We start from the raw sequence: 19,468 nt of genomic DNA on the forward strand, positions 1-19,468 counted from the left end.
GTGTCCCTTTAAAATAAATACTGCATACGTGCACTAAAGCCCATACCAGAGTCTTCGTCGCCAACCAGCGCAGTAGTACCGGCACCTTCTACATCGCTGTAAATTAGATTACCCATAAACTTAATATCACTACTTACGTAATAAGATGTACCTAATGTATAAGTTGTCGCTTTTGTGCCTTGTAAGCTACTTGTAGCATCTACTTCTGAAACACGTGCCACCAACTCCCATGCATCTTTAATATTTTTAGGTTGTACAAATAATGCAGAGCTCGCTTTGTATTGGCGCTGTTCTCCACCTAAAAAGTAACTTGCCGATACATGAAAAGCATCAAAGCGCTCGCCATCTAAAAAATCAGCACTATTAGCGGCATCAAGTGAGCGGCTTGCATATTCAGCCTCAAGTGTTAAAGAATCCGCCTGATAAGCAAACTCAAGACCGGTTTGCGATAAACTATCAAGTGGGCTTGTTACACCACCAGCAGCATAATCAACAAGGCGAGTATTAGTCTCGCGCACTTCACCACGCGCAAAACGTGCGCCTAATTCATTGCCACCCATATCGCGATATGAATGCCACACGCCTAAATGAATTACATCGCCAGGTGATGTACTCGACCATGTAGCACGCCCAGTAATAGCAAGAGTAAGCTTATCGTTTTCATCGCTACCTGTTGCACCAAATGCATCATTTTTATAAACGCCTATCGCGTAACGAAAGCCAGAGTCTTTAAAATATTGATAGGCAGAAGCGCCCCAACGAAAAAATGGGGAGAAAGTATTGGCAAGCGAACTACGCTCAATTGTATTAATGTGCTTTGAACTGGTTAATGCATTTAGCGATATATCTTCGCGAATTTTACCTGCTTTAACTTTAAGTCCGTTATCAAACGCATAGCGAACACGCGCCATCACTATTTCAGCAGTGCCTTCGGCAAACTCGAGTAACAACTTGTGATCCCAATTTCCGTGCTCACTTTCAACGTAAGTACGAATACGACGAGGGAAAAAATTGCTCCCGCCAGAGCCCTCGTTATCAGCATTGTAAGCACCATCAAAATAGTTGTAGTCGAGCTGAACCCGTCCACCAAACTCTAAATTAAAACCACTGGTTGTTTTTAGTGCACTTACTTCTTTTTGTAACGCATCTAATTCCTCTTGTAGTTTTTGCGTATCGTTATCGGCTAAAACGGATGTACTTGCTAATGCTGCAGCAACTGCCAAAGCGAGTTGTGTGTTACTTGCTTTCATTATTTTCTCCACGCTTGTGTATGTATTTATTGTCAGGTAGATAAGCGACGACAAACTGCTATCTAACTCGCAGCTTATTGTTAACGTGAAATTAACTAAATATTTAGAAGGTAAGGTGCATTGATGATCGTTATATGCTTTTTGCTCATAAAGTTCATGAACAAAAAGAGCAAAAACAGTTACTGTTATATTTTGATTTATAAACACTTTTAAAGGTTTGAATGATTACCGTACGAATAAATAGATAGGATTTTTGCAGCTCTAATAAAGCCCACAATAAAGTAGGCTTAGCTAATTATGATTTAGCAATACAACTAGAAAATCATTTTAGGAACATTTGAGGGGGTTAAGCGTTTCGCACTTACCATAGCAGTTTATTTATATACTATTAATTAACTGCTCAACAATGAATTTGTTAACATCACATTGTCAAAAAAGCCTGAATTTGGTACATTATTCCTTCAATAGTATTTATAAAAACAACTATAAGACCCTACAATGAAATGGAACTTCCTTCGACTCAGCTCTTGGCTAATTGCACTTACCTTATTAATTTTCTCTCATAATATTTTTGCGCAGCAATATAAAATAGATAAACCAGCTAATTGGGTTAATACACATATTATTGAGCAACCCAAACATTCCGACATAACCAAGGTACGTGACGGCACACTTTATTTGTTACTCGATAACCAATCCTATATACCGAGCAGACAAAAACAGCAACGCTATACGCGTTTGGTTATGAAAGCTTTAAATCAAAGTGGTGTTGATTATATAAGCCAGCTTAGTCTTGATTTTGATCCAAGTTACGAGTCGCTAACACTAAATAGCTTAACGATTATCAGAAATAATGAGCACATTGATAAGCTTGATAGCGCGAGAATGACGGTTATACAGAGTGAATCTGAATTAGCTGAGCGTATTTATAATGGTAGCTTATCACTCAATATTATTATTGATGATATGCGCAGTGGCGACATACTCGATTACAGCTACACAGTGACAGGCAGCAACCCTATATATGCTAATAAGTTTAGTACAAGACGCACGCTGAACTGGTCGGTACCCGTAGTGCAACAAAATATGCGTGTACTTTGGGGTAAACAAACACCTCTACATATAAATACAATAAACGGCACAGCAGATATTCAAGAAACGCTTAATAAATATGGCAAAGATTATTCTATAACTCTTTTTGAAGAACCTTTACTGGAGCAGAATTCTCAAACCCCAACGTGGTACGACCCATATACACAAGTTTACTTTTCTGAGTTTGACGATTGGGGTCAGGTAGTTAACTGGGCATATCCGCTTTATCAATCAGCCATAGAAACCCCAAGCAGCATTTTGGATATAGCTAAAAAAATAAAAGCAAAACACACAAAAACATCAGATAAAATTGCAGCAGCACTGCGCTTTAGCCAAGACGAAGTTCGATATTTAGGGCTTGAAATGGGCACTAACTCGCATCAACCAACGTCAGCTTCAGAAACGCTTTCGCTACGATACGGCGATTGCAAAGATAAAACAGTACTGCTTATCTCGTTATTAAAAGCGATGGATATAGAAGCCTTCCCTGCGCTAGTTGATACAGAGGAAACCAAACGTTTAAAAGAACTTCCACCTTCTGCAAGTGTATTTAATCACGTTATTGTTACGCTTAAACAAAACGGAAAACGCTACTGGCTCGATCCTACGGTTAGCTACCAGCGAGGTACTCTCGAATATTTAGCACAGCCTGATTATGGCTATGCCCTAATTATTGATAAAGGTGAAAGCGCTTTAACTTCAATGGCGCAAAAACCTGTACATACAAATGTATCTGTAGAGGATAACTTTTTTATTGCTGAAAAAGTATCTGAGTCATCACGTTTTGAAACCCAGTACACTTATGCTGAATTTGAAGCAATTAACCGAAGAAACAATATAGCCAGCAGTGGTCTAAATAGCGTTGCTAAATCTTACTTCGAGTATTACCAAGGTTTTTTAAATGGCTTATCAATCAATGAAGCAATGGCAATTAGTGAGCAAGAAAAAACGGGGAATCTAATAACCAAAGAATCGTATTTAATTAGTGAATTTTGGGAAAAAACAGACGAAGGCTACGAAGCTAGTTTTTATGCGAGTGAAATACAAAATAGCGTTTACGAACCAAAGCAGGTAAATCGTACCGACCCACTTTACTTTGACTACCCCAATATAATTAACACCACAATAAAACTACATTTTGCAGAAAAAGGTTGGGGATTTGATAGCGATCAAGAAGAAATTGACAACGACTACTTCAATCTAAAAACAACTACTGAATTTAATGATAATGTTTTAACACTGAGCTATAACTATTACGCAAAACAAGATCATATTAAAGCGGATCAAATAGATGATTATTTAGCACAGCGTAAAAAGTTAATATCAGCAACCCATTACCCTATTCTAAAATATGCAAAGGCGAGCGAAACGCCTCAAACAACAGCTGATGTGCTAGATAGCTTTGGTTATAGCTGGCTTAAATATGTGTTGGCTGGCTATATTTTAGTGCTCATATTCTTCTTCGCCGATTGGCGATTAGAGTCAGCAAAAAAAGTTAAATTTGAAGATAGTCCATTTTATGCTGTATCTGTAAGTAAGTTTATTATTTACAGTATTTTAAGTTTAGGCATATTTGTTAACTACTGGAGTTATCGTAACTTTAAGGCCATTAAAGAGCGCGATAACTCAAGTATTATGCCTATTGCTCGAGGTATATTTGCATTTTTATGGTATTACCCTTTGTATCTCGCACTTGCACAGCACAGCCAACAACAGTTAAACAAAAATAGAGTAATGCCTAACTGGACTGCCTTAACACTCTGGCTAATGGTACTTGCCAGCGCCTTTGCTTATCGTATGGACGAATACGCAACCATAGTGATTTGTATAATGCCATTTTTATGGTTGCCCCTAGTTAGTTACATTGAGCAAACCGATATAAGTAAAGAAGCCCTACATTACAACTCATACTGGCGAATTAGACAGTATTTAATCTCGCTTGCGTTTGCACCTCTATTATTTCTAGGCGTACTTCAAGAAGTAAATATTTTACCCAATGCTGCAATTATAAAAGGCGATAGTTTATGGCCTTACCAAGTACACTTTTTAAAACGTAATCGCCTAACACCTGAAAACGAAGAAATACTTTATTTTTATAGCGATGCAGTATTTGATTACCGAGAAGACGGTAACGGAATAACCGAGAACTATGTTTTTAGTTACTACAAAAACGATGACGGTAAGCTTGAATCAGATCTTAGTCACTTTAAAGACATAGAAAAAATAGAAACCACATACGGTAAAACCAAACTTGATAACACAAGCATTAAAGTAATAAAAACTGACGGTAGTGATTTCTTGCTCATTGTAGGGCGTCTAAACAAGCAGGATAAAGTACTAGTGGAGCAGATTAATTTACGTATAACAGCAAATAAAGTGCGTTAGTGGCTTAAAATATCCAGTTAAGTACGAATATTTTTAGCCATAAATTAAAGGCTGTTGATCTTTAGGGGCTAAGGTTTTACAAGCAATGCTTTTATAATAAAAATCCATATCAAATTATTTAATAAGTATTAAGCATCTATTTTTTATTCTTAATTGTTCAACCAAAGTAAGTATTTTTATTAAATGTCAGTGCTAACTAGCCGATTTATATATGAATAAAAAACAAACTCACCAATAATAAGAATTATTTGCATTTAGATATTGACAGATAGTTAGATCTAACTGATAATCAATATCAACAAGACGGATTGCATACCACTTGTTAAGGAATGAATTGATTTGTTTCTCGACCCTGAAACAACGTGTGGCGCACGTAAACAGCTATGGTTACTTGTTATGAACCGCAACGCCCCTTGATGTTGATGATGAGTAACCGCCCTACTATTTTACTTGCTACATTGCTCATATCGGTGACGGTAGATATGAAACTAAAAAAGCCCTTACGGGCTTTTTTTATGTCTGTAATTTAGTTGGTTAAATTAAACTAAATCAATTAACGACGGTTTTTACGAGCGCGTGCTCGGCGTTGTTTTTTCTCTTCTTCTTTAGCTGCTTTTTTAGCTTCTGCAGCGGCGCGTAAACCAGCAACCATTACTTCTTCTTCCTCACGCATTTGCGGAGTTTCCATAGTAATACGGCCAATGATACCGTCGCGTAATTCGTTGATTAGTATTTCAGACATTTTATATGTGTCTATTTGATTACCACCACGAATACAGCCGCGTTTTTTCCCCGCCATTTCAACAAATTCCCAATCACTTTGTGGTAATTCATCTATTTTATAACGCGCTTTTAATAACTCAGGGTATGCACGCAATAGGTACTCAGCTGTGTAACTTGCTACTTCTTCATACTCAAGTGCTGTATCACGAATGGCACCGGTGGCGCCTAAGCGATAACCTGAGTTTTCGTTTTCTACTTTTGGCCACAACATACCTGGCGTATCGTAAAGCATAATACCGTCTTCAAGCTTAATGCGTTGTTGTGCTTTGGTTACCGCAGGTTCATTACCTGTTTTTGCAACTATACGCCCAGCCAATACATTAATTAACGTAGATTTACCCACGTTAGGAATACCCATGATCATGGCTTTAATTTGCTTATCTGCACCCACTTTATGCGGCACTAGCTTTTTACAAAGCTCATTAATACGGTGTACTTCAGCTGCTTTATCATGCCCAAAAGAAATCGCTTTAACACCGTTTTCTTGCTCAAAATAATCTTTCCAGATTTGAGTCATTTTAGGATCAGCTAAATCAGCTTTGTTCAAAATTTTGATGACCGGCTTACCTTCACGCAAGGTTGCCACCATCGGGTTTTCACTACTGTAGGGAATGCGCGCATCAAGCACTTCAATGATCACATCCATTTGTGGCATTATTTCTTTAATTTCATTGCGGGCTTTATTCATGTGCCCAGGGAACCACTGTATTCCTGCTCTACTCATTTGATTTGCAAGCCTTTTATATCAAACCATAACACCATGGGGTACTGTGCGGGGTACTGGGTGAATAATTTCGATTTATCACCTCAACTAATAGGTCTAAGTTTACAGCATTTACTACCTCTATTGCATAACTTTATAACAAAACCATATTTACAATCATATTTGATAAAAATAATGATTGACTGGGAGTTTCTGCATAGGCATCATAAAAAGCATCAAGTATGATTTAATTTATGGGTTTTGTATATGAATAGTAATTTAGTTAGTTTCTCGATCTTTAAGTGTACTTATGAAAGATTAGAAAAACATGCTGCGGGATTTAATGACACAGCTGACAGAGCTATTAATCGCCTTCTTGATTTAGTAGAAAACTCGAAAGAAAGTACAGCTGAGCTAAAGCCTGAACTAACATTTACGGAGCAATTTGATGGTGGTTATAGTGGATTAGATGCTGATGAATTTAAATCTAGGTTAGTCAAAGTACAGAAAGCTGAAATAGTAATTCATTATGCAGATGGTTCCCATAAAGTAAAAATTTGGAAAGCCAGTAAATTTAACAGTGAATCTAAACTATTAGCAAATATATGGTCAGGCCCTTTAAGGGACTGGAAAAAGAAAGGCATAGTTAGAGCAGAGTTAGAAATTTACAACGACAAGTTTATTAAAGAACTTGGGCACAACGTAACTATAGTAAGGAGTGTATCAAAGCTTTTGAATATACCAAGCAGACAGCTGATTCAAGGTAACGCTAAAATAGAGATCATCCAAAACCCGGCTCCGCATCTAAAAATATACTTTGTCGAGGGTGCTCCTGCATACGCAAGCTCCGTGGGCTTTAACAAGGAAGATAATTGCTATTATCTCACAGAAAAAGATTTAGGCTTTCCACTATAACTAACCGGCATAGAAGCAGGTGCAAACGCACCTGCTTTAGTATTTATTTTTAGGAGTAAAAAATGGAGTTATATAAACAGGAGTTTGGTCAAAACTTTGACCTAGGCTTTGACTTAAAAAATCACCCTTCCTTAATAGATAAGAGTTGGCACAACGATCTTTGCCCTAGCTTCTATTTTAAAGTAGGCGAGCAGTATTATGTACTATGGGTTGATTATGCTGACATAGAGCAAAGAGAGGAAGATACGCCTAGATATATGATTACCAAGGGAGTAAATGAAGGGTCTATGGATAAACCTGAGGTTTATTGTGAGATTAATATTGAAGAGTTTTTCTGCTGTGAAAATTACAAAGACTTAAAGTTATTTCTGTTTAATTTAAAAAGGTTAAATTAAACTGTCAGATTGAATTCTAGTAATTCCAATCTGACAGTCAGTCGTATATTTTTGCAGTAAGTTCAGCAAACCCAATCAACGTAATAGCAACGTAAAGCTTAACCTTGCCAAACATGAACTAACGGTCAACTTTAATTTTTAATTTCACTATCAACTGGTTTTTATATTTATTATTTCTTTGATTACTCTATGTCTTTCAACACGGTTAGATTTTTGACGAGTTCCTTCTTTTGACAATGCTTTATAGCTAAGTAATTCCGATACCATTTCAGGGAAATACTTTGTAAGGTTCTCTTCATTGTCATAATTATCAATGAATTTTCTATAATTCTCTATTTGTTGTATTGTTAACTCGTTATCTAAAGTCAACTCATAAGTAACAGTAAACAACGTATATAGATGAACCTGCCTTTTCAGAACACTAGCTCTTTCTTTACTATTATCAAGGATTAATTCTATTGAGTTTAATACTTGTTTAAACTTTTCAAGATCATCATTTTTGGATGGGTATTCATCATTGTATAAATCATAAATACGATTCAAATTATCATTTGTAATATCTTCTTGTAGTCCTTGTTTCATAAAAACCAACAAAGTACTTATAAAAGAAATATCTCTCATCCTTCTTCTATCTGACAACCCAAACAAAGAGTACTTATCCCATATTTCTAATTCAGCCAACTCTCCTACAGCTTCAATAAATGCCCCATCAAATTCAGCATTTCTCAATTCCTGAGGGTTTAGAGTAAGGTTATTGCTATTTAATCGTAAGAACATATTCACGATGTCAGGTCGCTGAACACTATTTCTAATTAAACGTACGGAAAAAATATATGACCAAATAGCTTTTTTGTCTTCAGCTTCTAAATCTCGAAAGTTAGTGCCTTTAATACGTTCAAAGGATTCATAAGACTCATTTAAATAACCAGAATTTAGTTTAAATTGGTTGGAAATATATTGAAATATTGCCCCACACCTTTGCTGTCCGTCAACTATTGAATACATAGTATCACCGGTATCTTCATCTGTTCCGGTTTTCCACAAGTATATTTCAGGTACTGGAAAGCCCATCAAAATAGATTCTATTAGTTGGACTTGATTCTTTTTAGTCCAAACATAATTTCGCTGAAAGGAATTATCAACTGTTAATAATCCTTTTTGCTCTAAATCTCTAAGCCACTTTATATCTTGAGGCTGAACATCTATTGCTTCAATTAGTTTCAATTGCGCTGTCCTTCAATTTTACGATGCCTTTGATATGGTAATCTTGTACAGACTCCCAATCGGCATAAATCCTATAATTTACTTCATGAGATATATTAAATTTGAGCTGAAGCTCTGCTTTAAAATCTAATATCTTTCTTTGCCATGACTGTAGTACTATATTTCCATAGGTTTGATCATCATCTTTTACGCTAATGAATCCATTAAAAATATTTGCACTTTTCCCGTTAAACCCATGCAAGTATGTTTCCTGAGATACTTCTCGGTAGGCACTCCAAAGACTTGTAAAATCTTTTTGAGAAACGATAATCAAGTCAAAGTCTGATTCATCGTTGAACTCTTTAAAGTTTTTCAATGGTGAAAAACTAAATTTTGTTTTAGCGCTACCTACAATTGAGATATTATTAAATGGTATATCTAGTTTTCTTGATATGTACTTTTTAAAGTCATCATAATCAACATCACTAGAAAAATTATCGAAATACCAAACTCTTTGCCCTATCAGATACTCATAATAAATATCTTTAGATGACTTTTCTCTGATGTAACTCAGAACTTCATGTCGCTCCATTGAAAACTTTTATCCTTAAGTGAATTGATTCGCTGAAATATAAGAGCCATAACAGTTTATCCACTACCACCTTAGGGATTATGAGATCCCACAATAGTGTATATTACATACAACTATAATTTCACTAATAATTATCATTGTAAACAAGCAATTAAAGCTCTGGAAATTTAAGACTCTTATTCTGCTCCAAAATGACTTTTTAATATGAACGGACAAATTGCAGTGCAGATGATTTAAACCTATACGAATATTTGAATATTTTAGTTAATTTTGGCACTAATATAGTTTTTGTAGATTTCAGGAAACTCTACAGGGCTAGTCATTTGATTTATAAAAACGTTGAAGCAACTTTTCTTAAAAGTGAAATTATTTGATGGATCAAAATCACCTTTTTTGAAATGTCTAGCTATGCTTCGGAAGCGCTCTTTCGATATAACACCCACGATATAAGCTTCCGGGTATTTAGCTAAAGATAGCTGCTTGTCTTCTACCTGAGTTAATGAAACAAATGTATAGATTTTTGCAGTTTGCATATCCATAGTATACTCAGGTATAGAGCACTCATACCCTAATGAGGGTGGAACTTTTCGCACTTTGGTTTTAACCTCAAGAGTGTCATTATGAAGTGAGTAATCGTGGGTATGATTGCTTCTATTATCTTCAAACCAAATGTTGTTGCTCTTTAGCCATGCTTCAACCACTACCTCACCAATCGTACCTTCGAGTTTTGCTTGAATCTCACCATCTTTATCCTGCAAGTGCTGTTTGAAGTTCAATTGATATGGTGAGAGATTAACTGCCCGCGCTATGGCAGTTTCGAATATTTCAGGTGTTATTTCCATTTTTACGTAAGTCATATACTTTGTCCTTTAATCTACCAAAAAATACTTTTGAGGCTCTGGGAACAAAAGAGCAAGGTTTTTCTTATCTATTTTAAATAATGGACCTTTTTCACTCACTCTATTTGTTTTACCGTTACGTTTTATTAGGTGGTCCATTGTAATAACACCGCTTTCTAGCAGTGGTAACAGCTGAGAGGCTATTGGTTGTTTTGTATGAATGACACTTTTTAACTGAAAGTGTTCTATACCTTCGATAAAAAAGCTCTCTGCCTCAATCCAAAAAGTTTCAGCATGCTTTTCAAGTAATCGGTCGCGAAGGACGTAACCAGGCCATATAGCAACTAACTCTCCATTATCGTGCCACTCTTGAAGCTGATCATTTGCTTTATCATATTTAAAATGCAGACCTTGGGAGTTTGATTTTTGGGTACTAACTGTGCAATAAAGTTTAAAATCATTTTCTCGTTGATAACCATATTTATCTAAGATTTCTGCACTTTTCTTACAAGGACTAATATCCCACTTAGCTACTTGTGCAAATAAGTTCGAGCGATTCTTACCTCCTCTACCTGCTTTAATTTCAATGCCTTTATAATCTGGTAACTTGCTTGAATTAGCCTCGATACCAATTAATGTCTCTAGCGTAAAACCTATAGCAGTGTCACCAGTTCTTAGAGCTTTAAAAGGCTTTATTGCAAGAGCCTCTAACTTGCCTAGCAATTCCTTTGCAATAGTGTTGTCAGCATTAACATAAGACTCAAGTAGTGTACGAACTGGGCTATTATCAATGCCTAATTCTTCGCTAAGTAAACTATTTGAGATATTGATGAGGTATGGCTCATCCTCATATATAACAATGGCAACCTGGTCCCCAGCGCTTGCTAGCTCACCCAACTTACTAAACCACATCCGTGGATCGCCTTTCTTTGTATTTGGGCGATATAAACGAGCTGAAGAATTGATAGTTTTTTCAGGGGTCAGTAGATAAGCTTTTTTTACAACTTTATGATCAGGACCTTGACCTTGAGAAAAATAATAGTGAAATTTTTCAAGTTCAAAATGAGTTCTTACTGGTTGAGTTGCATCTAGAATCGACTTTTTTAAGCCTGTTAATGTTGGCTCAAATATAGAATACTCTACACCTAATTTCGCCAATTGAATTTTATTTTTCTCAACGATTTCTTTCATGGCTTTTTCAAGCTCTGCACTGCGCTCCAAACCAATGTCTTTCAGTTCTTCATTTGTTAGGTTTACATCGTTATCAGCAATAAAATCTAGAGATATTTGAGGGGATGGGATTTGAGTTTTCCAGTGGAGTTCTAAAATAGGTTTTAGCTCCTGCCAACTCGAATAACCAAGTGATTGGCTAATAAGCTGATACGCCTGATGAGTCTTAACTTGTTTTTCTTTTTTAAACTGTTTTACCAGTTGCTTTAATCTTTTTTCACTAGGGTAGTTTGTATTAGACATAACTACTATTCCTTTAAATTAAGTGCTCTAACGGCACAAACTAGAATTAAAGGATTTGCATAAATTGCTTTACCTAAATAGGAAGGCTTAATATCCCGAGCCAATGGCTAGAGAAGATGAGGATAGAAAAAATAGTACACCCTCAGGCTCTAACCGAGTGCGTAGATATGTTTACTAAGTGATTTAGAAAGCGCTCACTGTAAACGTCCGAAAATTTCGGTATCTACAGAGAGGACCACAGGGGGATCTTTAGGAAGTAATTCAATTGCTGCTCTCAAACAGCAATCAATATCCTAAGTGATTGAACTGATAAAGTAAAATAAAAGTTCAAAATACCTGGACTTTTGAATTGCCTAGCTTTAAAATGGCTTTTAAGTTTTCGTAATAATAGTTGTATTTAAATTGAATCATATTGAGTTATTTGCAGGTTGTGGTGGTTTATCGCTTGGCCTTGAAAGTGTCGGCTTTGAGTTAGTTTTAGCTAATGAGCTATCCCCTATGGCAGCGGAGACTTTCACGTATAACTTTTTTGATGAAAACTTAGAAGAAAAAGCAAATAAAAGCCAAAGTGCTGAGAATGCTATTTGGCTAAATAGTAAATTTGCAGATCTCAAACCTCGCTTACGAGAGAACCCTTTTGAATTCCCATCTTTTAAACAAGCAGGTCATTCAGATATTCCAGATGATCTATCCACGTTAAATGGAAAATTAGTTGTGGGAAGTATTATTGAATTAAATAAGTTATTAGAATCTTCTCCTGCACTTGTAGAACAGCTTCAAAGTGCATTTAACCGAAGAGGTGGATTAGATCTAGTCTCTGGAGGGCCTCCATGCCAGTCATTCTCAATGGCAGGGAAAAGAGAGAAGAATAGTGATAAAAATACCCTACCATGGGAGTTTGCGAAGTTTGTAAACATCACTCGCCCAAAGGTGGTTTTACTTGAAAACGTGAGCGGTATTCTTCGTCCGTTTAAGGACGAAGAAGGCAATAGCTTCCATGCTTGGTATGAAGTTTCAAAAGTATTTGCTTCTATTGGTTATATACCTTTATGTTTACACGTTAATGCAAGAAAAGCAGGGGTAGCACAAAACCGCCCTCGCTTTATCTTAATAGGTGTAAGGCAAGATCACTTGGACAAGATCAAAAATGACTTCAGCCATATAGAACAAGAAATATTCTCGCAATCCGTGGAGTTTTTTAAGCTAGTTGAAGAAAATGGTGAAAAGCTAGAGTTCGGTAAATTAAATTATTATGACTCTAATAAGCCAAGCGATTTACACATTTTTGAGGGGTCATTCTTAAACAATTTGGTGGGCTCAGTGGAAGTGTCAGTAAGTGAAGCTATTGACGATCTTAAAGTTCATAATCCATCGAACCTATCAAGTTTCGTCCAGAACTTAAATGACCGATTTAACATACTCGAATCTCGCTCCGAGCTACAAAACCATGAGTTAAGAAATAATAGTCCGATTGTAAAAAGAAGGTTTAGGCTCTATCAAGTATTGCAGCAAGTTGGCCAAAGACCTATCACCCAGGCTGTCTTTAAAATCTTAAAAGGCGAAACGAGCTCTTTGGATGTTGCTGTTTGGTCAACCCTTTCGAGTTTTGAGTACTTGCATGAAAATGGTGAGCTATATCAGTTTGCCTCTAAAGCAGAGTTTGAATGCTACCTTAAAGCTCACCCAACCAAAAAACAAACACAGAAAGCATTAATTGCGAACTTACCAGCTCCTGCCGCACTATCAATACCAGACGATGCTTGTCATTATGATGAACACGAACTAAGAGTTTTAACAGTGAGAGAAATGGCTAGAATACAGTCATTCCCTGATAACTTTGTATTTCGCTCTAAGATCACAACAGGAGGGCAAATGAGGAAGTTTGAAGTCCCTCAATATACGCAAGTTGGTAATGCAGTACCCCCTGTTTTAGGTGCTGCTTTAGGGTTAACTGTGGCAAAGCTTCTACAGACTAATTAATCCTCAGCGTTAATATCCTTACCTCGCTGTTAAATAAGTAGCCAATATATTGCCAACGATTTTAAGACTATAAATTACTCTAATACCTTTACAGATAGATATCTTATTACTAAGTTTTATAAGAATCTTTTCATTAAAGCATTCACTAATAGAAGTCACTTTTTAGGTAAACTTTCAGAGGATATAAAAATGTCTACAACAGGGGAAAAACCAGGTACCGGTACCTACCAATGTGATAATTGTGGCAACACTGTAACACTTGACGATAATGATGATACTTTGCCACCTTGTCCTAAATGTCATGAAACAGAATACACACCGTAGCAACTGCTCTCCAAGAGTTATCTATTTAGATAGCTCTTATTACCTTACAAAATAAAACAATTAACCTCTTTCTTCTAATCTTTCAATTATCCAATCATCAACTTCTGATTCTAACCATGCCACTGATTTAGCACCTAGCGACACTTGTTTTGGGAATGTGCCTTCAGCAATAAATTTATAAATACTTGAATGGCCAAGTGACGTTTTTTGAATAACTTCTTTTAATTTGATTAACCGCATTTTTCTATCTCCGTTATAGGTTCAAGAGATATGTCAGTTATGTAGAAAGTTACTTTTTAAGCTGGTGACCAAATCAAAAATATTGAAGGCATATATCACTCAGGTGTATTCATTACCCACCTAAGGACTTGATCATGGCTTTAATTAAAACCAAGCAATACGAATCAAAATTTAAATGTTTAGAAGATAAAATCTTAGAAAGAGCTGCTGAAATAATGCAGCAAAGGTATGCTCGCTTAGGGGCGCTTAACAGCCCTTCTACGGCAATAGACTTTTTAAAAGCAAAACTCGGTGCATACGAGCGTGAAGTATTCGCAGCGTTGTATTTGGATAGCCAGAATCGAATTATTGATTATCAAGAGCTCTTCTTTGGAACTATTAATGCCGCTTCGGTTTATCCAAGGGAGGTTGTTAAATCTGTACTAAATAAAAATGCCACCAGCGTTATCTTTGCCCATAACCACCCTTCAGGTGATCCCACGCCATCACAGGCAGATAAACTCATTACAAAGAAGTTGGAAAGTGCTTTAGCGCTGATAGACGTGACAGTGCTTGATCACATTATCGTAGGTGAAACATGTGTTTCTTTTGCAGAAAGGCAGCTACTAAGTTTAGACAGTAACAACTAAGAGGAGGATATATTGCTAAATTCTAATACGGTAAGAATCATTATTCATACGATTGCTATTTTGAAGATAATTCAGAAGATCTATGAAGATGATATTAAATAAACCAGCGCCCTACTTGGGGCGCTTTCTTAAAAGAACCATTAGAAAAGCTTAGGTATATTACTAGTACCAAAGTTTCTCTTACCAGTACCATAAACTTTTGTTTTATTTTTTGCTAAATAGTTTAATCGAGATACAGATATATCTCTTTGTGAACGATAATTTTTAGAGTTTCTTTCAACCCAGTTACAGGCATTATCAGGAAAGTTAACAAGGCTTTGTGCTTCATACTCAGGGATATCGAGTGCACTAGCCCAAGCCTGTATTATTAATGATGCTAAGCTACCGGAATTATAATCATAGCTACCTAAGGAGTGGAATCTGTCCTTATTTATAAAAATCGCAATATGATAGTGCTCTTTACCTGCAAGCTCTCCAAACTCTCTCGCCCAGACATAGTACAATTCCGTGTCATGAACTCTATGCCCTAAACGTCTACGCTGTATTGCGTCACTGCTAAGCCTTGCTTTCAATGAAGCAAAGAACCTTGATATTAAATTATTCGCTACTGCTTTAGGTGTATCAAGACACTGATAATAATCAGGGAGGTATAAGTCAAATCTTACTACATTCAATCGAGGGTATTGCTCAATGGCATGGTTTAAAACCAATTCAATGCGTTGTTGGTATGCTGAGTTATATGAAAGTTGTTTTGTCATTTTACAGTCTCTTCGTTGGTTAGCTATACAAAGAGACTTTTGTGTATGTTCTTACATTATTAGTGTTTATAAATGGCTAAGTTAAATTGGTATATCTTACCTATCCGACACTAAGAAGGATCTCTAAGTTAAAGGCTACTTACATCATTAAGCTAAAATCCTATGACTACTTAATTGCTTTATAAAAAACTTACTCTGAAGTTATTTATTTTTAAACTTTAGCTTTAAAACAAAAAAACGCCTAAACCCCACTATAATTAAGGGTTAAATAAATTTAAGTCATAAATAAATCACAAAAAATGCAAATTTAAAGCAACATTAAAAATTACTAAAAATAGAAATAAAACATAAAAATCATCTTTATGGTAAGCTTAAATAATAAGAAATTAATCCGTTAAGAGGTATGTAAAATGAAATGGGAGCAACTAAGTGTAGAGTTAAAGAAACTCAATCAAAGACCCCTAAAAAGTAGGCGCGAAAACACATACTTATTTAATTGCTTAGTTAGCGAACTGAAAATTAATGATGCGGATAATGCTTTTAAGCTCTCAAATTTAGAGCTAGATAACTTTATGCGTATTTATTTAAATACCCAAGAAGAAGCCAATGGAATTTTAGAATATTGCCTTTTGATGTTTAAAAAAGGTAAGTTTAATGAATCTGAATTTAGCTGGTTAAATGAAACGAATAGCTTAGACTGCTATTATATATGGTACTTGGTTTCATCCATTCATCCCTTTAATAATGAGAATAATTCCTTTCGTTTTAACGTTGAAGATCTCGAGCCTATGGCGTAAGTGAATCGAAAGCTTTAAAAGCGTTGATTGATAGTGAGTTTAAGTCCATAAGCAAGAGCTAAGAATTTACATGCTCACTCCACCACAACATTATTGGCCTGCGTTGCTCTAAATAGTCAGAGCGGTTATATGCCGCCCTTGTTTCATTTTCATCTGCGTGGGCTAAACACGCTTCAACTAAAAGGCTGTCATAACCTTTCTCGTGAAGCGCTGTAGATGCAACGGATCGCAAGCCATGGGCTACTAACTTATCTTTGTAGCCTAAGCTTCGTTTAATCGCGGCATTGACTGTGTAGGTGCTTGCATGGCCCTTTTCATTACGCTCACTCGGAAACACATACTCGTGATGGCCACTTAATGGCTTTATTTGTTCAAGTATTGCCAAGGTAGCAGGCGTTAAAGGCACTCTGTGATCCCTTCTACGCTTCATTTCTTTAGCTGGAATAATCCAAACAGCCTCTTCAACGTTAATGTCTGCCCACTTAGTGCCTGCGGCTTCCTTTGAGCGAGTCATAGTGTGCAGTTGCCACAAAATTAAAAGCTTTGTTTTGTTCTGAATGGTTCGAGAGTTATTCAAAGCCGTTAAAAAATCAGGTAGCTCTTCAGGTCTAATCGTTGCCATATGCTCGACAGTATTTTTAGTAAATACTTTTATAATTTTTGCTAGTGGATTGGCATTGATAAAACCATGATTTACCGAGTAATCCATGATCTGGTTTAAGCTTTGGCAAATACGCTTAATTGTGGAGTGTTTACCGTCAGTCTCAAGTGGCCTAAGTATTTCAATAGTATCAATCGCTGTAATGCTCTCTAACGGTATATCTTTCATCTTAGGGAAAATATACATCTCAAGCGTTCGCCACTCCCTAGCTGCGTGATGAGCGGTCACAGTAGGCTGTTTGCGTTCAAACCAAAGCTCTGCGGCAGCATAAAATGTATTAGCTAGCTTCCTACTTGCTTCAAGCTTTTTCGCACTTTCGTATTCTTTAGGGTCAGTGCCTTTAGCTAAAAGCTGCATATAGTTTACTGCCACACTTCTGGCTTCAGCTAGAGTAACTGCCGGGTAGCTTCCTAAAGAGAGTTTGGTTACTTTTTTATTAACTGTATATTTAAATCGCCAAGATTTAGTGCCATTTGCCCTAACGCGCAACACTAAACAGTTACCATCAGAGAAGGTTTGCTCTTTACCCTTAGCCACAATTGACTTTATCTTGCGATCAGTTAAACGCATATTTCGCAGAACCTATATATACAGTTAGTAGCGTGAGTATATAGCATTTTTATAGTCGGGGGTACTGAGTGGGGTACTGGTCGGTTCGGATTTAGCAAGCACCTTGCGGAATGTAACGGAACAAAAAACAAATAAACCATTGATTTTATAAAAACAAAATACTCACCACGGATGTGAGTGGAAGTTAATGCTAGCGCCCAGGGAACCACTGGATAGCCATTTTTAACTCCTAACGTATAATTAACCGCTATTTTAACTGGCAATTCATTTAATTGCGCTATACTGGCGCAAATTTTTTCAGATTAGTTGTTATGGCTCTTAAATCCACCATTATGAAAGTGCAGTTATCGCTTAGCGATATGGACCGCCACGTTTATCAAGATTTTAATTTAACCTTGGCTCAACACCCATCAGAAACCGACCAAAGGTTGATGATTCGCTTACTCGCTTTTGCGCTAAATAGCTGTGATGGTTTAGAATTTACTAAAGGGTTAAGTGCTGATGATGAGCCTGAACTTTGGCATGTAAGCTATAGTGAAGAAATAGAACTATGGGTTGAACTTGGCTTACCAGATGAGAAACGCCTTAAAAAAGCCTGTAATAAATCTAAAAAAGTGGTGCTATATACTTATGGTGAAAACAATCAAGCAATTTGGTGGCAAAAACATCAACCTAAATTGTATGAATTTAAAAATCTAAGTATTTTTAGCCTTGATTACGCAGCAACACAAGCACTTGCTGCTTTGGTTGATCGTGGAATTAAGCTCGCCATTACCATTCAAGATGGTGAAGTATGGGTAAATACCGATACAACCAATATTGAAATAAAACCGCTACAGTTAATGTAATTACGGTAGTTATATCAATTGCATTAAATTAGTTATCTATTATAGCGACAAATAAATAAGTCGATAACAAGGCGAAAATTATGACATATAGTTGTTCTATCTAAATAACTTTTAACGCAGGTAGCGGATTATTTAATACGCTAGGATGATCATGTTTTTAATAAAATTGGTATTAGGGAGCATATGAAAGTTAAACACGTTATTGTTTTACATGGCTTGTATATGTCTGGCTTTGTTATGCGCCCACTTTGTTCACGACTTGAAGAGTCGGGTATGACGGTATTAAACATTACCTATAATACGCTCGATCCTCACCGCGATACCATATTTGCACAAATTGATGAGTGTATTTCTAACGAACCTGCAGCGCTTGTATGCCACTCAATGGGAGGGCTGATTGCACGTGCTTACCTAGAGGCAAACTCTCCTGCTAGCCAGAATATTACGAAGGTAATTACACTGGGTACTCCACATAAAGGCAGCCATATAGCGCAAAAAATGAAGCAAAAAGGGTTTGAATCATTTTTAAAAAATAGTGTTGAATTTTTGCTTACTAAAAATGGTAATTGGCCTTTTAAAGCTAAGCTTTATAGTATCGCAGGGGATTTACCTATTGGGCTTATGCCTTTAATAGTCAAAGGTAGCCAGTCAGATGGCACTGTATTACTAGATGAAACCAAACTTAAAGGTATGGCCGAACATAAAGTGTTTCATTTAAGCCATACCAGTATGATTTACTCGCGCCAAGTACTCGATTACATTTTAAAGTGCTTAAACGAGAAAGATTAATCCTCAGCATTGGCTGCTATTTTATAACTAATTAAAAATATCACAGCCAGTATCAACGGAATGGGCGCCGCAATGTAACCAAAAAAATCTGAGTTCGCAAAGCTTGCTCCTGCTAAGTGCGCGACTAGCCCAAGCACAAATGCGATGACTGCAATTCCTACCACGATTAACTCTGCTTTATTTTGTTTCGCTGTTTTTGCATGCATGTTATCTCTCCTAATTATTTCGACAACATTATTATG

The 19,468-nt window shown here is 36.4% G+C and carries 19 protein-coding genes; 9 read left to right on the forward strand and 10 right to left on the reverse strand.

The annotated features are described in order from the left end of the window. Window positions 1–8: 8 nt before the first annotated feature. Window positions 9–1,250, reverse strand: coding sequence for an OprO/OprP family phosphate-selective porin (locus H5116_RS14385; RefSeq protein ID WP_182716481.1), 1,242 nt, complete (start codon window positions 1,248–1,250; stop codon window positions 9–11). Between the two features lie 498 nt (window positions 1,251–1,748). Between H5116_RS14385 and H5116_RS14390 the strand changes: the two genes are divergently transcribed. Then, window positions 1,749–4,727 carry a DUF3857 domain-containing transglutaminase family protein gene (locus H5116_RS14390; protein WP_182716482.1) on the forward strand — a complete coding sequence of 993 codons (2,979 nt, stop codon included), beginning with the start codon at window positions 1,749–1,751 and terminating at the stop codon, window positions 4,725–4,727. Window positions 4,728–5,280: 553 nt separating this feature from the next. On the opposite strand, the gene ylqF is transcribed toward H5116_RS14390, so the two are convergent. Continuing rightward, complete coding sequence (gene ylqF / locus H5116_RS14395; protein WP_024595146.1) at window positions 5,281–6,234, reverse strand: ribosome biogenesis GTPase YlqF; 954 nt, start codon at window positions 6,232–6,234, stop codon at window positions 5,281–5,283. 246 nt (window positions 6,235–6,480) lie between these two features. On the opposite strand from ylqF, the gene H5116_RS14400 reads away from it, so the two are divergent. Both H5116_RS14400 and H5116_RS14405 read left to right on the forward strand, forming a co-directional pair. Continuing rightward, entirely contained in the window at window positions 6,481–7,128 is a 648-nt protein-coding gene (locus H5116_RS14400) for a hypothetical protein (RefSeq protein WP_182716483.1), read from the forward strand. A 62-nt stretch (window positions 7,129–7,190) separates the two neighbouring features. After that, window positions 7,191–7,523, forward strand: a complete 333-nt coding sequence (locus H5116_RS14405) for a hypothetical protein (RefSeq protein ID WP_182716484.1) — start codon at window positions 7,191–7,193, stop codon at window positions 7,521–7,523. A 150-nt stretch (window positions 7,524–7,673) separates the two neighbouring features. On the opposite strand, the gene H5116_RS14410 is transcribed toward H5116_RS14405, so the two are convergent. From H5116_RS14410 to H5116_RS14425, 4 genes are all read right to left on the reverse strand, one after another. Continuing rightward, window positions 7,674–8,747: a DUF262 domain-containing protein gene (locus H5116_RS14410; protein WP_182716485.1), complete on the reverse strand. Its 1,074-nt coding sequence runs from the start codon at window positions 8,745–8,747 to the stop codon at window positions 7,674–7,676. Continuing rightward, on the reverse strand, window positions 8,734–9,318 hold the full coding sequence (locus H5116_RS14415) for a hypothetical protein (RefSeq protein ID WP_182716486.1): 585 nt from the start codon (window positions 9,316–9,318) through the stop codon (window positions 8,734–8,736). Before H5116_RS14415 ends, H5116_RS14410 begins: the two co-directional genes overlap by 14 nt. 260 nt (window positions 9,319–9,578) lie before the next feature. Continuing rightward, window positions 9,579–10,175, reverse strand: coding sequence for a hypothetical protein (locus H5116_RS14420; RefSeq protein ID WP_182716487.1), 597 nt, complete (start codon window positions 10,173–10,175; stop codon window positions 9,579–9,581). Window positions 10,176–10,187: 12 nt separating this feature from the next. After that, on the reverse strand, window positions 10,188–11,630 hold the full coding sequence (locus H5116_RS14425; protein WP_182716488.1) for an MvaI/BcnI family restriction endonuclease: 1,443 nt from the start codon (window positions 11,628–11,630) through the stop codon (window positions 10,188–10,190). Window positions 11,631–12,032: 402 nt separating this feature from the next. Here H5116_RS14425 and H5116_RS14430 point away from each other — a divergent pair, with 402 nt between their 5' ends. After that, window positions 12,033–13,610 (forward strand): DNA cytosine methyltransferase, encoded by a 1,578-nt coding sequence (locus H5116_RS14430; RefSeq protein ID WP_182716489.1) that lies wholly within the window; start codon window positions 12,033–12,035, stop codon window positions 13,608–13,610. 189 nt (window positions 13,611–13,799) lie between these two features. Continuing rightward, complete coding sequence (locus H5116_RS14435) at window positions 13,800–13,934, forward strand: zinc ribbon-containing protein (protein WP_182716490.1); 135 nt, start codon at window positions 13,800–13,802, stop codon at window positions 13,932–13,934. 60 nt (window positions 13,935–13,994) lie between these two features. Here H5116_RS14435 and H5116_RS14440 read toward each other — a convergent pair whose 3' ends face one another. Continuing rightward, complete coding sequence (locus H5116_RS14440; protein WP_182716491.1) at window positions 13,995–14,174, reverse strand: AlpA family transcriptional regulator; 180 nt, start codon at window positions 14,172–14,174, stop codon at window positions 13,995–13,997. Window positions 14,175–14,308: 134 nt separating this feature from the next. Here H5116_RS14440 and radC point away from each other — a divergent pair, with 134 nt between their 5' ends. Beyond that, a complete protein-coding gene (radC, locus tag H5116_RS14445) occupies window positions 14,309–14,803 on the forward strand; it encodes a RadC family protein (protein ID WP_182716492.1) in 495 nt (164 codons plus the stop codon). 140 nt (window positions 14,804–14,943) lie between these two features. On the opposite strand, the gene H5116_RS14450 is transcribed toward radC, so the two are convergent. After that, window positions 14,944–15,561, reverse strand: coding sequence for an inovirus Gp2 family protein (locus H5116_RS14450; protein ID WP_182716493.1), 618 nt, complete (start codon window positions 15,559–15,561; stop codon window positions 14,944–14,946). Between the two features lie 410 nt (window positions 15,562–15,971). On the opposite strand from H5116_RS14450, the gene H5116_RS14455 reads away from it, so the two are divergent. Further along, window positions 15,972–16,358 (forward strand): hypothetical protein, encoded by a 387-nt coding sequence (locus tag H5116_RS14455; RefSeq protein ID WP_182716494.1) that lies wholly within the window; start codon window positions 15,972–15,974, stop codon window positions 16,356–16,358. A gap of 58 nt (window positions 16,359–16,416) precedes the next feature. Here the strand turns inward: H5116_RS14455 and H5116_RS14460 are convergent, their stop codons facing one another. Then, the gene (locus H5116_RS14460; RefSeq protein WP_182716495.1) at window positions 16,417–17,589 is read right to left on the reverse strand and encodes a tyrosine-type recombinase/integrase; all 1,173 of its coding nucleotides are present in this window, start codon (window positions 17,587–17,589) and stop codon (window positions 16,417–16,419) included. Between the two features lie 311 nt (window positions 17,590–17,900). Here H5116_RS14460 and H5116_RS14465 point away from each other — a divergent pair, with 311 nt between their 5' ends. Beyond that, window positions 17,901–18,437 carry a YaeQ family protein gene (locus H5116_RS14465; protein WP_024593828.1) on the forward strand — a complete coding sequence of 179 codons (537 nt, stop codon included), beginning with the start codon at window positions 17,901–17,903 and terminating at the stop codon, window positions 18,435–18,437. Between the two features lie 183 nt (window positions 18,438–18,620). Continuing rightward, entirely contained in the window at window positions 18,621–19,226 is a 606-nt protein-coding gene (locus H5116_RS14470; protein WP_004334986.1) for an alpha/beta fold hydrolase, read from the forward strand. Here the strand turns inward: H5116_RS14470 and H5116_RS14475 are convergent. Further along, the gene (locus H5116_RS14475; protein WP_024597139.1) at window positions 19,223–19,432 is read right to left on the reverse strand and encodes a hypothetical protein; all 210 of its coding nucleotides are present in this window, start codon (window positions 19,430–19,432) and stop codon (window positions 19,223–19,225) included. The two genes, H5116_RS14470 and H5116_RS14475, sit on opposite strands and share 4 nt — an antisense overlap. Between the last annotated feature and the right edge of the window lie 36 nt (window positions 19,433–19,468).

The sequence above is a fragment of the Pseudoalteromonas sp. SG45-2 genome (genome assembly GCF_014164115.1).
GTDB classification, from domain to species: Bacteria; Pseudomonadota; Gammaproteobacteria; order Enterobacterales; family Alteromonadaceae; genus Pseudoalteromonas; species Pseudoalteromonas distincta.

Bases quoted from the DNA above. Each gene is read 5' to 3' on its own strand.
- H5116_RS14435 (WP_182716490.1), top strand. From the start codon at position 13,800: ATGTCTACAACAGGGGAAAAACCAGGTACCGGTACCTACCAATGTGAT.
- H5116_RS14420 (WP_182716487.1), bottom strand. From the start codon at position 10,175: ATGACTTACGTAAAAATGGAAATAACACCTGAAATATTCGAAACTGCC.
- H5116_RS14415 (WP_182716486.1), bottom strand. From the start codon at position 9,318: ATGGAGCGACATGAAGTTCTGAGTTACATCAGAGAAAAGTCATCTAAA.
- H5116_RS14475 (WP_024597139.1), bottom strand. From the start codon at position 19,432: ATGCATGCAAAAACAGCGAAACAAAATAAAGCAGAGTTAATCGTGGTA.
- H5116_RS14425 (WP_182716488.1), bottom strand. From the start codon at position 11,630: ATGTCTAATACAAACTACCCTAGTGAAAAAAGATTAAAGCAACTGGTA.
- radC (WP_182716492.1), top strand. From the start codon at position 14,309: ATGGCTTTAATTAAAACCAAGCAATACGAATCAAAATTTAAATGTTTA.
- H5116_RS14400 (WP_182716483.1), top strand. From the start codon at position 6,481: ATGAATAGTAATTTAGTTAGTTTCTCGATCTTTAAGTGTACTTATGAA.
- H5116_RS14465 (WP_024593828.1), top strand. From the start codon at position 17,901: ATGGCTCTTAAATCCACCATTATGAAAGTGCAGTTATCGCTTAGCGAT.
- H5116_RS14440 (WP_182716491.1), bottom strand. From the start codon at position 14,174: ATGCGGTTAATCAAATTAAAAGAAGTTATTCAAAAAACGTCACTTGGC.
- H5116_RS14455 (WP_182716494.1), top strand. From the start codon at position 15,972: ATGAAATGGGAGCAACTAAGTGTAGAGTTAAAGAAACTCAATCAAAGA.
- H5116_RS14405 (WP_182716484.1), top strand. From the start codon at position 7,191: ATGGAGTTATATAAACAGGAGTTTGGTCAAAACTTTGACCTAGGCTTT.
- H5116_RS14390 (WP_182716482.1), top strand. From the start codon at position 1,749: ATGAAATGGAACTTCCTTCGACTCAGCTCTTGGCTAATTGCACTTACC.
- H5116_RS14460 (WP_182716495.1), bottom strand. From the start codon at position 17,589: ATGCGTTTAACTGATCGCAAGATAAAGTCAATTGTGGCTAAGGGTAAA.
- ylqF (WP_024595146.1), bottom strand. From the start codon at position 6,234: ATGAGTAGAGCAGGAATACAGTGGTTCCCTGGGCACATGAATAAAGCC.
- H5116_RS14450 (WP_182716493.1), bottom strand. From the start codon at position 15,561: ATGACAAAACAACTTTCATATAACTCAGCATACCAACAACGCATTGAA.
- H5116_RS14385 (WP_182716481.1), bottom strand. From the start codon at position 1,250: ATGAAAGCAAGTAACACACAACTCGCTTTGGCAGTTGCTGCAGCATTA.
- H5116_RS14470 (WP_004334986.1), top strand. From the start codon at position 18,621: ATGAAAGTTAAACACGTTATTGTTTTACATGGCTTGTATATGTCTGGC.